Source organism: Vitreoscilla massiliensis, from assembly GCF_001457815.1.
Taxonomy (GTDB): Bacteria; Pseudomonadota; Gammaproteobacteria; order Burkholderiales; family Neisseriaceae; genus Vitreoscilla; species Vitreoscilla massiliensis.
In genome coordinates, this window is record NZ_LN898221.1 from 892,395 (window position 1) to 905,509 (window position 13,115).

9 protein-coding genes are annotated in these 13,115 nt (G+C 53.1%); 8 read left to right on the plus strand and 1 reads right to left on the minus strand.

Features of this window, described 5'->3' with window-relative positions:
* The first annotated feature begins 77 nt into the window (after positions 1–77).
* The gene (locus BN3003_RS18500; protein WP_082625698.1) at positions 78–233 is read left to right on the plus strand and encodes a DUF3149 domain-containing protein; all 156 of its coding nucleotides are present in this window, start codon (positions 78–80) and stop codon (positions 231–233) included.
* A 144-nt stretch (positions 234–377) separates the two neighbouring features.
* Here BN3003_RS18500 and BN3003_RS15815 read toward each other — a convergent pair whose 3' ends face one another.
* Positions 378–716 carry a P-II family nitrogen regulator gene (locus BN3003_RS15815; RefSeq protein WP_058357585.1) on the minus strand — a complete coding sequence of 113 codons (339 nt, stop codon included), beginning with the start codon at positions 714–716 and terminating at the stop codon, positions 378–380.
* 189 nt (positions 717–905) lie between these two features.
* On the opposite strand from BN3003_RS15815, the gene purL reads away from it, so the two are divergent.
* From purL to BN3003_RS15850, 7 genes are all read left to right on the plus strand, one after another.
* Entirely contained in the window at positions 906–4,826 is a 3,921-nt protein-coding gene (gene purL / locus BN3003_RS15820) for a phosphoribosylformylglycinamidine synthase (protein ID WP_058357586.1), read from the plus strand.
* A 313-nt stretch (positions 4,827–5,139) separates the two neighbouring features.
* Positions 5,140–5,271 (plus strand): hypothetical protein, encoded by a 132-nt coding sequence (locus tag BN3003_RS19245; protein WP_267886152.1) that lies wholly within the window; start codon positions 5,140–5,142, stop codon positions 5,269–5,271.
* A 423-nt stretch (positions 5,272–5,694) separates the two neighbouring features.
* Positions 5,695–6,459 (plus strand): ABC transporter ATP-binding protein, encoded by a 765-nt coding sequence (locus BN3003_RS15830; protein ID WP_244796702.1) that lies wholly within the window; start codon positions 5,695–5,697, stop codon positions 6,457–6,459.
* The gene (locus BN3003_RS15835) at positions 6,456–7,340 is read left to right on the plus strand and encodes an ABC transporter substrate-binding protein (protein WP_082625699.1); all 885 of its coding nucleotides are present in this window, start codon (positions 6,456–6,458) and stop codon (positions 7,338–7,340) included. Before BN3003_RS15830 ends, BN3003_RS15835 begins: the two co-directional genes overlap by 4 nt.
* The gene (gene fhuB / locus BN3003_RS15840) at positions 7,334–9,310 is read left to right on the plus strand and encodes a Fe(3+)-hydroxamate ABC transporter permease FhuB (RefSeq protein WP_058357589.1); all 1,977 of its coding nucleotides are present in this window, start codon (positions 7,334–7,336) and stop codon (positions 9,308–9,310) included. Before BN3003_RS15835 ends, fhuB begins: the two co-directional genes overlap by 7 nt.
* Complete coding sequence (locus BN3003_RS15845) at positions 9,307–10,962, plus strand: multidrug ABC transporter permease/ATP-binding protein (RefSeq protein WP_058357590.1); 1,656 nt, start codon at positions 9,307–9,309, stop codon at positions 10,960–10,962. Before fhuB ends, BN3003_RS15845 begins: the two co-directional genes overlap by 4 nt.
* 24 nt (positions 10,963–10,986) lie before the next feature.
* A complete protein-coding gene (locus BN3003_RS15850; protein ID WP_058357591.1) occupies positions 10,987–13,050 on the plus strand; it encodes a TonB-dependent siderophore receptor in 2,064 nt (687 codons plus the stop codon).
* Positions 13,051–13,115 lie beyond the last annotated feature (65 nt).

Below are 13,115 nucleotides of genomic sequence, written 5' to 3' on the forward strand. Positions count from 1 at the left end.
CGAAATAACAATAATACAAACACCCGTCACGAGCAGCATCATGAGTTAACCAAGACTTTCATGAAAGCGAGACCAAAATGGATGTGTTTGCAGAATTGTTCAAATCCGATGTCGGCATTTTGTCCACCATTACCATCGTGGTGTGTGTGTTGATATCGGTGGTGATTGGGTTTTGGGTCAGAAAACAGGTGAAAAAAGATGAACAAAAACACCAGCAAAATCAGGCCGAGTAATCCCCATCAGCATTAACCAGTTTCCTCTTGATGTGTGTGTTTGGGTGTGATGAATAATCACACCTTTTTTTTGTGCGCACTTTTTCATGCCAAAACAAAACCCAAATCAACAGTGCTGATTTGGGTGCAGCACGACAACCAGGCTTAAACAGCAGCGTCGTCGCGTTCGCCAGTACGAATGCGAATGGCTTGTTCAATATTGGAAACAAAGATTTTACCATCGCCAATTTTGCCTGAATGAGCGGCCTGTATGATGGTTTCTACCGCTTGCTCTACCAAGGCGTCTGGCAATACCAACTCCAATTTGATTTTCGGTAAAAAATCAACCGCATACTCGGCACCGCGGTAAATCTCGGTATGGCCTTTTTGGCGACCAAAACCTTTCACTTCGGTCACCGTCATGCCGGTAATGCCCACTTCTGTTAAGGCTTCACGCACTTCATCCAATTTGAATGGCTTGATAATCGCTTCTACTTTTTTCATACTCTACTCCCTAAACCTAAAAAAAACCTGCTCAGTAACACTGTAACCAATGCAGCCATATTTGCCAAGCCTTGCCAAATGAGAATTTTCAGCGTAATGAAGGCGGATTATTAAGGCAATTTACCGCGATTTCAGGTATGATGACGGCCTGTCACTTTTACCCCCTATTTATCAGCTTTGCGAGACATCATGCCTGAAGTGCTATCGTTACGCGGTCAAACCGCGCTGTCGTCATTCCGTATTGATCAACTGAATCAACAAGCGCGCAAATTGCATCTGCCTGAACAAGCCCAATTGAGCAGTGAGTTTTGGTATTTCATCCACAGCGATGCTGTGTTGTCTGCAGACGAGGTTGCTCGTTTGTGTGATTTGTTGAATGCCGAACGCCCTTCTAACACTGAGCGCAGCGAACAACTGTGCTTAATCACCCCGCGCTTGGGCACCATTTCACCATGGTCGTCTAAAGCCACCGACATTGCCCGCAATTGCGGCATTAAAGCCGCCGGTTTGCGCATCGAGCGCGCCACGGCTTTGTGGTTGGCGGCGGATTTGAATGCCGAGCAAGTTGTGGCATGGCAAGCCTTGTTACACGACCGCATGACCGAATCGGTAATGACCAATATGGCTGACGCCTATTTGCTGTTTGAACGCATTCAAGACGAAAGCTTTGCTTCGGTCGATGTGTTGGGCGGTGGTCGCGAGGCTTTGGTGGCTGCCAATACCAGCATGGGTTTGGCACTGTCTGAAGACGAAATTGATTACTTGGTCGAAAACTACCAAGTGTTAAAACGCAATCCCAACGACGTGGAATTGATGATGTTTGCCCAAGCAAACTCAGAACATTGCCGTCACAAAATTTTCAATGCCGAATTCATCTTAAACGGTGAAAAACAACCGAACACCTTGTTCGGCATGATCCGCGCTACCCACCAAAAATCGCCTAAAGGCACAGTAGTAGCATACAAAGACAATGCTTCGGTGATTGAAGGTGCCAACATTGAGCGCTTCTACCCACGCGCTGGCGAAAAACAAGGCTACCGCTACAGCCACGAATTGACCCACATCTTGATGAAAGTGGAAACCCACAACCACCCGACCGCGATTGCCCCGTTTGCAGGCGCGGCCACCGGTAATGGCGGTGAGATTCGTGACGAAGGCGCTACAGGCCGCGGTTCACGTCCTAAAGCAGGTTTGACCGGCTTTAGCGTGTCTAACTTGAACATTCCTGAATTCACCCAAGCTTGGGAAAACTACCAAGTAACGCAGCCGCAATACGGCAAACCGGCTCACATCGCCAGCGCTTTGGACATCATGATTCAAGGCCCAATTGGCGGCGCCGCGTTTAACAATGAATTCGGTCGTCCGAATTTATTGGGTTACTTCCGCACGTTTGAAGAGTTGTTCCATGGCACCATGCGCGGCTACCACAAGCCCATCATGATTGCCGGCGGCTTGGGCAATATCCAAGACCAACAAACCCACAAGAACATCATTCCTGAAGGCGCTTTGCTGATTCAATTGGGCGGCCCAGGTTTGTTAATCGGTTTGGGCGGCGGCGCAGCCTCGTCTATGGCCACCGGTGAAAACGCGGCCGAGTTGGACTTCAACTCCGTGCAACGTGGCAACCCTGAAATCGAACGCCGTGCGCAAGAAGTCATAGACCGTTGCTGGCAATTGGGTGAAAACAACCCGATTATCGCCATACACGACGTCGGCGCCGGTGGTTTGTCTAACGCCTTCCCTGAATTGGTGAACGACGCCGGTCGCGGTGCGATTTTTGAATTGCGCCAAGTGCCTTTGGAAGAAGAAGGCTTAACCCCATTGCAAATCTGGTGTAACGAAGCACAAGAGCGCTATGTGTTGTCGATTTTGCCGCAAGACTTGGACGCTTTCCGCGCCATGGCCGAACGCGAGCGTTGCCCGTTTGCGGTAGTGGGTACGGCTACTGACGACGGCCACTTGCAAGTGCGCGACGATTTGTTTGATAACAATCCTGTCGACTTGCCATTGAATGTGTTGCTCGGCAAACCGCCACGCACCGTGCGTACCGACAGCACTGTAACGGTACACACCCCAGAATTTGACACCAGCAAAATCGATGTCAAAGAAAGCCTGTACCGCGTGTTGCGCTTGCCGACTGTGGCCAACAAAAACTTCTTGATTTCGATTGGTGACCGTTCGGTTGGCGGCATGACTTACCAAGACCAATTGGTCGGCCGTTTCCAAACGCCAGTGGCCAACTGTGCCGTGACCTTGATGGGCTTTAATACCTACCAAGGTGAAGCAATGTCCATGGGCGAAAAAGCGCCATTGGCCTTGTTTGACGCACCAGCTTCAGGCCGCATGGCCGTGGCCGAAGCCTTGACCAATATTGCGGCCACTGACATCGGCGACATCGGTAACATCAAATTGTCGGCCAACTGGATGGCGCCTTGCGGCGTGGCCGGTGAAGACGAGAAATTGTACCGCACGGTTGAAGCCGTATCGGAAATCTGCCAAAACTTGGGCGTGAGCATTCCGGTGGGCAAAGACTCGTTGTCGATGAAAACCGCATGGCAAGAAAATGGCGAACAAAAAACCGTGGTGGCACCACTGTCGTGCATCATCACCGCGTTCACGCCGGTACAAGACGTGCGCAAAACCGTCACCCCTGAATTGAAAGCCTGCGACAGCAGCTTGTTGTTAGTGGATTTGGGTTGCGGTCAAAACCGCTTGGGTGGCAGCGCCTTGACCCAAGTGCACAAGACTTTGCAAGGTGTGTCACCTGATGTCGACGACCAAGCAGCCTTGGGCAGCTTCTTTGCCGTGGTACAACAATTGATTGCCAATGGCGATGTGTTGGCCTACCACGACCGTGGCGATGGTGGCTTGCTCACCACTTTGGCGGAAATGATGTTTGCCTCGCACATCGGTGTCAGCATCAACATGGCCAAAGTCTTGGAAAAATGCCACAACCACGCGCACAACCTCAACGACACCATCGTGCGCAGCCTGTTCAGTGAAGAATTGGGTGCGGTATTGCAAGTGGCGCACGACAAAGTGGAAGCCGTACAGGCCGCATTTGCCGCCGCTGGCTTGGCCGATTGTGTGTACAACTTCGGCAGCACCAACACCACCGACCGCTTGATCGTGCAAAACGGCAACATGATTTTGCTGAACGAATCGCGCATCGACATGCAAAAAGCGTGGAGCGAAACCTCGTACCACATCCAACGCTTGCGCGACAATCCCGCTTGTGCCGACAGCGAATTTGCCTTAATCGGCGACGACAAACGCAACAGCTTGTTTGCCCACACCACGTTTGATGTCAATGCCGACATTACCGCACCTTACATCAACAGCGGTGCCAAACCGAAAATCGCCATCTTGCGCGAGCAAGGCGTGAACGGCCAAATCGAAATGGCGGCGGCGTTTACCAAAGCCGGCTTCGATGCTTACGACGTACACATGAGCGACTTGTTCGCCGGTCGTCACCACTTGCAAGACTTCCAAGCCTTGGCCGCTTGTGGTGGTTTCTCGTATGGCGACGTCTTGGGCGCGGGTCAAGGTTGGGCCAAGTCCATCTTGTTCAATCCCGAATTGCGCGACATGTTTGCCGCCTTCTTTGCCCGTCCAGACAGCGTGTCTTTGGGCGTGTGTAACGGCTGTCAAATGATGAGCCAATTGGCCGACATCATTCCGGGTGCCGCCAACTGGCCGCGTTTTGCCCGCAATGAATCAGAGCAATTTGAAGCGCGCTTGAGCATGGTAACCATCCCAGAATCGCCATCGGTATTCTTGTCGGCCTTGGCTGGCAGCTCTATGCCTGTGGTGGTCAGCCACGGTGAAGGCCGCGCCGATTTTGCCCAACACGGCAATATCGACCAAGTCAACATCGCCTTGCAATATGTAGACGGTCAAAACCACTTGACCCAAACCTATCCATTGAATCCGAATGGTTCACCACAAGCGATAGCCGGCGTGACTTCTGCCGACGGCCGCGCCACCATCATGATGCCGCACCCAGAGCGCGTGTTCCGCACCGCGCAAATGAGCTGGCAACCTGAAGGCTGGAATGACAACAGCGCGTGGTTACACATGTTCGTCAATGCCCGCAAAGCATTTGATTAAACACAGCAAGATTCAAAGTCTGACACAAGCGGCCTGTAAATGTTTACAGGCCGCTTTTTATCATTGCCGCTGACTACTCGAATATTAAAGATGCAATCATCTCCACAACACACCTGCAGCATACTGCTTGAGACAAATGCGGCAGCACATCTTGAACGGCTAACAGACTGACCCAACCAGCATTTCAGCTAGCCTGTCGGTTTATACTCAAGACTGTTGAGACATACATCCTATCGAAACAGAACGCCCGACTCAGCGAAACTTTCGCGCACCAGACGTCGCCACATTGGAAAAGCTGTGCTTAAAACTGGGCATGCGTCGTGAAGGTATTTTCAAAGAGTTTGTTTTCTTCCGAAACGATGCCACAGGAAAACCTGTTTACAAAGACACCATGCAATACGCGCTGTTGCGCAAAGAATGGCAACGCCCCACCGCATCGGTTTGAGCGCATGCCCAGCGCCATCGCGGCGGAAGGCAAGTTTGCGACAGTTCGTTGCCATCGCTATTGGCCAACACCTGTCCATATAAAATGCGGCCTGTACCAACATGTTGGTATGGGTAAGCCAGTGAGACGGGTGTTTTTACACCTACCAATACCGCCACTTGGGTGCCTCAGCTCAGCCATACTCAAGCAATCATCATCTTCCATCAATAGAAACTGTACTGCATTGTTGCGCCATTGGCCAAAAATCAGCTACATCATCGCAAACAAACTACCCCATATGCATATCAACATCCAGCAATAGCAAGGCTTACCGGCGCATATTCTCACAATCTATGATAATGATAATTGTTATAGTTAATATTCATTTAGCACCACACCCCAATATTGCCTACAATCACAGCCCAACCTAAATAGGAATCAGTTTTGTTATCGCTCAATCAGCTTGAGTTCAACGTGCCGCAGCGCCAATTACTGCAGCCGATGTCTTTGCAATTCGCCACTGGCACGGTCACCGGCCTCATCGGCCACAATGGCTCAGGCAAATCCACCCTGCTCAAACTGCTGGCCAAGCAGCTCAAGCCCAGCAGTGGTGAGGTCTTGCTGGATGGTAAGTCCTTACAATGGTGGCGCAGCAAGGCTTTGGCACGCGAGCTGGCCTATTTGCCGCAACACTTGCCCGCCGCTACTGGACTCACCGTCAGCGAATTGGTGCAAATGGGGCGTTTTGCATGGCATGGCTTGATGACGCGCATGAACCAAGACGATGAGCGCATTGTGGCCGAAGCCTTAAAACTCACCCACACCGAAGCGTTTGCAGCACAATTGGTCGACACCCTCTCCGGCGGCGAACGCCACCGCGTGTTTTTGGCCATGTGTGTGGCGCAGCAAAGCCGTTATTTGCTGCTGGACGAACCCTTGGCAGCGCTGGATATTGCCCACCAATTGGAGGTCATACAATTGGTGCGACGTCTGGCGCATGAATTGGGTTTGGGTGTCATCATCGTCATCCACGACATCAATCTGGCGGCGCAATACTGCGACCGTTTGGTCGCCATCAAACACGGGCGCTTGCTCTACGACGAAACGCCAGCCGAATTGATGACACAAGCCAAGTTGCAAGACATCTATGGCGTGGCCTTGTCCTTATTGCCCCATCCACTTAACCAACACACTGTGGCCTTATTATGATGCGGCCTGTAAACCTTTACAGGCCGCTTATCGGACTGTTGTTGTGTCTGCTGTCTCTAGGTTTGCACGCACAAAGCCTCAAAATCATCTCGTCCGATTGGGCCATCGTGGAAACGCTGGTGGCAATGGGTCATGCACCAATCGGGGTCGGCGACAAACGCGCTTATCAGCGCTGGGTGGCACAACCTGTCTTACCGCCTCAGACCGTCGACATCGGTTTGCGCTCGCAACCGAATTTGGAGTTGATCCGCCAATTGCGCCCTGATTTGGTGCTGAATTCATCGTGGTTTATGCAGTTGCAAGCGCGGGCGATACCGAATGCCCAAAGTGTGAGCCTCGATTTCTTCACACCCAAAGGCATAGCATGGCAACACAGCGTGGCGCAAACCCGCGCCTTGGGCAAACTCATACACCAACCCGCCGCCGCCGAAACCTTAATCCGCCAAGCCAACCAACAGTTTGCCCGCCAGAGTAAACAGTTGGCACCACATGCGCAGCGACCTTACGTGATAGTGCAATTCATTGATGCGCGCCACTTGCGCGTGTACGGCCACAACAGCATGTACGGCCAAGCCTTGGCACAACTGCATTTGCGCAATGCATGGCAGCAGCCGACCAATGCTTGGGGCTTTAGCCAAATCGACTTATTACAATTGTCCAAGCTGCCAGCGAACACCCGTTTAATTGTTGTGCACCCACATCCGGCCAATGTGGCGCAGCAATTACACAAAAGCGCGCTGTGGCAACGCCTGCCCTACAGCCGGCCTGTAAACCACACCGTGTTGCCCGCGGTGTGGAGTTTTGGGGCTTTGCCGTCCATGCAGCGCTTTGGCAATGAATTGACCACGGCTTTGACGGGCAACAAGGTGGGCACATGGTGATGCCATCTTTGTATTTGGACAACAGCCACAAATGGCGCTGGATATTGAGCAGCCTGCTGTTGCTGTGTCTCATCAGTCTCAGCATCTTGTGGCGCGACAGTGGTGCGCCTGCTTGGCAAACGCTGTTTGCCGATGCTGAGTCGCTGTCTTTAGACGGCTTATTGCTACAAACTTCGGTATTGCCGCGTTTGGTCATGGCCATGCTCGCTGGTGGGGTATTGGCGGTGTGCGGCGTGTTGTTACAACAGCTGACCCGCAACCCACTCGCTGCCGACAATACCTTGGCCGTCAGCAGCGGCGCGCAAATCGCCTTGTTAATCGTCACCTTGTTTTTCCCCAAATTAATGTTGTGGCGCGCCGATGTGTGGGCTTTTGTGGGCGCGTTGATCAGCATGGCTGTGGTATTGGCTTTGTCGTATAAAAACGGCCTACACCCTGTGCGCATGATTTTGGCCGGCTTGATTCTGAACCTGTATTTGGGCGGCATCAGCATGACGTTGATGCTGTTTTACAGCGAAGAAGCGCGCGGCATCATGCAATGGAGCAGCGGCTCCTTGGTGCAAGACGGCTGGCAAGATGTGCAAGCTTTGGCGCTGCGTGCGGGCATGGTATTTGTCGCCATCGCCGTATTGGCCCAACCCTTGTCCATGCTCAGTTTGGGTGACGAGCAAGCCCAGAGCTTGGGCGTGCCGGTCTTGCCCTTGCGTTTGATTGGTTTGGTGTTGGCGGCTTTCTTGTGCGCCAGCGTTGTCAGCATGGTGGGGATGATGGGTTTTGCTGGCTTGGCCGCTGCAGCGGCGAGCAAACACTTGGGTTTGCGCAGTTTCAAAAGCCAAAGCTTGGCCGCGTTTGCCATTGGGGCTTTACTCCTGCTGCTTACCGATACGGTCTTGCAAATTTTGGCGCTGCGCACAGGTTGGCTGTTGTCTACCGGTGCGGTTACCGCGTTTATCGGTGCGCCTTTATTGTTGTGGCTGATTTTCCGCGCCCTGCCCAAGCCTTTGGTGCAAGACCACAAAGACTATGCCCACATCGCCCCATTCAGCCGCCCCACCATCGCCATCATGATGGTGTTGGCGCTGACGGTATTGTTGGTGAGCTTGTGGGTGGCGCAAGACGCGCACGGTTGGCACATCAGCTTGGACCGCGATGCGTGGTTATTGCGCTATCCACGCCTGTTAATGGCCGCCGCTGCCGGCATCATGCTTGCCACTGCTGGCGTGATTTTACAGCGCATGACTTTAAACCCCATGGCCAGTCCGGAATTGCTCGGCATCAGCGCCGGCACTGCCGCAGGTGTGTTCATCGCCATCTTGCTTGGCGTCAGCAGCAGCGGTGCTGTGTGGTTGTGCGGCATAGGCGCGGCCATCGTTACCCTCGCTGCCATCTTGTTTTGCAACCGCAACAGCGGCCTGCAACCCGAACGCATCTTGCTCACCGGCATGGCCATCGCCGCCTTGTTCGACGCCCTCATCAATGTGTTTTTGGCCGCCGGCGACCCACGTGCACAAAGCGTGTTGGTGTGGTTGTCGGGTTCCACTTACCAAGCCACGCCGGCACTGGCACAAGGCTTAATCGTCGCGGCGCTGGTGTTATTGGTATTGAGTTTGCCCTTGGCGCGCTGTTTGGGGCTGTTAAGTTTGAATTCTGCCATGGCGCAAGCCTTGGGCTTGAACGTGGCCTTAACCCAAAAAGCCTTGGTGGTGTTGGCCGCCATCTTGACCGCGCTGTCAACCTTAATGCTTGGCCCTATGTGTTTTGTCGGCTTGTGGGCGCCACATCTGGCCAAATTCTTGGGCTTTCACAAGCCCTTACACCAATTGATGGCCGCCGCGACCATCGCCGTGATTGCGATGGTGTTTGCTGATTGGCTCGGTCGCCAAATCGTTTACCCGTATGAAATTCCCGCCGGCTTGATGGCCACTTTGCTCGGCGGTGCTTACTTCTTCAGATTGATGCGAAAACTATGAATTTTACCCAAACCCTGTCTTTTGCCCTGCAGCGCTACCGTGGCAGCATTGTCATCATGTTACTGTTGTCACTGTGTTCCAGTGTCATGGGCGTGGCGGTATTGGCGTTTATCAACACGCGCTTGTTACAGGCCGATGCAAGCTATGCCCACGCGATTGCGTGGTTTGTCGGCTTGTTAGTGCTGTATTTGTTGCTCGCCACAGCGGCACAAATGGCCTTAACCCGTTTGGGCCACCAATTGGTGTACGACTTGCTCACGTGCTTGCTCAAGCAAATCATGGACAGCGATTTGCGCCACATCCAAGCCTTGGGCAAGGGCAAAATCATGGCCAGCTTATCGGGCGACATTCAGGCCATCAGCTATATGTTTGTGCGCATGCCAGAATTGCTGCAAGGCGGTTTGTTCATCGCCGCTGCCAGCGCTTATTTGCTGTATTTGTCACCGAGTTTGTTTGCGGTCACGCTGCTGTGGATGGCCGCCACCTTGCTCGGTGGCTACATCACCGTCAAACACGTATATCGCCATTTGGGGCAAATGCGTCTGCAAGAAAACGACTTGTTCCAACAATACGAGGCCGCGCTCGATGGCCACAAAGAATTAAGCCTCAACCGCCACCGCGCCCAGCGTTTTTACCAAGAAGTCTTCACGCCGACGGCGCGCAAACGCCGCCACCATGTGATTTGGGCCGACAATTTTCACGCCTTGGCCGGCAATTGGACCAATGTGATGATGCTCGGGGCAGTCGGCTTTATTTTCTACCTCGCCTATTACCAACACTGGGCCAGTGTCGCCGACGCCACCACCATCGCCATCACCGTATTGTTCATCCGCACGCCGTTGCTGGCAGCAGTGGGCGCTTACCCTACCGTGCTGCAAGGCAAGGTGGCGCTGCAAGCTTTGAGTGATTTGCAGCTGCCCGAACCTTCTGCCCATTTTTTACAGGCCGCATCTTTGCCACAAGATTGGCAACACATCCATTTGCACCAAGTAACGTATGCCTATGACGGCGATGGCGATGCCAGCAAAGCCACAGCAAGTTTTGCCTTAGCACCGCTGGACTTTAGCTTGCAACGTGGCGAAACCGTGTTTTTGGTCGGCCAAAACGGCAGTGGCAAATCCACGCTGTCGCTGTTATTAAGCGGCCTGTACCTGCCCGCCAGCGGCCACATCAGTGTGGATGACACCATAATCGATGCCAGCAACCGCAGCGCTTACCGTCAGTATTTTTCCAGCGTCTTTACCGATGTGCATTTGTTCAGCCACTTGCTCAGCGGCGATGGTGAGTTAGCCGATGCCGACTTGGTCAACGCGTGGTTACAGCATTTGCGCCTGCACAGCAAAACCGACATTGTGAACGGCCACATCCAAAACACCGCCTTGTCGCAAGGGCAAAAGAAGCGTTTAGGTTTGCTCATCGCCGCGGTAGAACAGCGGCCTGTATTGGTATTGGACGAATGGGCGGCCGACCAAGACCCGCATTTTCGCAAAGTGTTTTACGAGCAATTGCTGCCCATCTTAAAGCAGCAAGGCCACACCATTTTTGCCATCAGCCACGATGACAAATACTTCCACCATGCCGACCGCATCATCCAAATGCAAGCCGGCAAACTCACTGACTACGACCCAGCCAGTGCCCAAACATCCTTTTAATTAACCCGCACAAGAGACCCGCTTATGTCTACCCTCTCCTCCAAAAAATTCCATCTGGCGCTGCTGAGCACCGCCGTATTCTTAGCCTACGCCCCCGTACACGCTGCCGATGTCGCTGATGACACCGCCGAAGCCGACACCGAACTGGAAGCCATTACCGTGGTCGGTTCGGCCGGCAAAGTCGGTGGCATCAAATTCCACGACACCCGTTCTGCCGACGTCATCAAACGCAGCAGCATGGACGAGAACGCCGTGCACAAAGTCGATGAAGCGATAGCCAACCAAGCCGGCGTGTTGACCAATATGTATGGCAACGATAACAAAGTCGATTGGTTTAAAATCCGCGGTTTCGACGCCTCAGTCGCCATCGATGGCAACGTCACCACCCCGAATGGCTTTTTTGTGTGGCTGCCCGAAACCTATGGCTTGGAAAGCATAGAAGTGATTAAAGGCGCCAATTCCAATTTGTATGGTGCTTCCAATGCCGGCGGCGTGGTCAATTTGGTCAGCAAGCGCCCGAAATCTGAACCGGCAGGCGAAGTGAAAATTGGCCTGGGCACCGACAAACGCGGCAGCATAGGCGCGGATTACAGCGGTGTGCTCAGCGAAGACAACAGTGTGCGCTACCGCGTGGTGGCACAAGCACGGCGCGAAGACAGCCAAATCGAGTTTGCCCATATGAAGCATTATTATTTTGCCCCCAGTTTGACTTGGGACATCAGCGACAACACCAATCTGACCTTGCTCGCCAGCTACCAACACGAAAAAGGCCGCCCAACCAACGGTTTCTTGCCCGCATATGGCACCCTCATCGACACCCCCTACGGCAAAATCAACCGCGATACCTCTATGGGCGAGCCGGATTTTGACAAAACCGACCGCACCCAAGTGACCGCCGGTTACGAATTCCAACACGATTTTGGGCAGGGTTGGAAATTCAGCCAAAACTACCGCTACAGCCATTTGGACTTGCTCAACCAAGGCGTGTTTGCGTGGGGTTCAGACGGCAACCGCACCGCTTACCGCGGCTATTCTTACAGCGATGGCGACAGCGATGTGCACACCTTGGACAACCGCGTCAGCAAACTGTGGCAAGGCGAACGCTTTGACAACACCTTATTGCTCGGTTTGGACTATGTGCATTCCAGCACCGATGGCAAAAACAATGGCTTTGGTTATGTACCAGGCTTGGACATGTTCAATCCGCAATACGGCGCCGACATCACTTTAACGGGCGACCCTTACCACATCAAATTGCGCCAAACCGGCCTGTACGCTCAAAACCAATTCAAATGGGACAATCATTGGTTAGTAAACCTCGGCGTGCGCCATGACCGTGCCAAAAGCTCAGGCTATATCGGCAGCAGCGACCAAGGCTACGATGTCAACCACACCTCTTACAACGCTGGCTTGATGTACCAATTTGACATGGGCTTGTCGCCGTATGTGAATTATTCCGAGTCTTTCCGCCCGATTGCCGGCGGTGATGCGCAAAACCGTGCTTACAAGCCTTACGAAGGCCGCCAATTTGAAGCCGGTTTGAAATACAGCCCAGTCAACTTAGATGGCCGCTTCTCGCTGGCGTATTTTGATTTGCAAGAGAAAAATGCTTTAGTGTCAGACGCGTCCAACGTGCAAGTGCAAGCGGGTGAGCGCCGTGGTCGTGGCGTCGAGTTACAGGCCGATGTCAATGTGAATGACAACTGGTCTGTCGCCGGTGCTTACACTTACACCGATTCCAAACAAGACTTGTCCACCGACACCACCATCCGCTCACCGATGATTCCGCGTCACATGGCCTCGGCGCAAGTGGCTTACCAATTCAATGCCGGTGCCTTAAACGGCTTGAAACTCGGCACCTCATTGCGCTACGTCGGTTCCACCACCGACGACCAGTATTACGCGGGCCACACCATCCCAAGCTACACCTTGTGGGATGCGATGGCGCAATACAACTTCGCCAAAGACTGGCAAGTGCAAGTGAACGCGCGCAATTTGACCGATAAAAACTACGTTAGCGCATGCAGCTTTTACTGCTATTACGGCGCTGGCCGCAGTGTTGAAGCCAGCTTGAGCTACAAATGGTAAAACTGAGCTGTTAAACCTGAGCCAAGCACATGGTTTAATCTGATGTTCAAAGCGGCCTGTAAGCT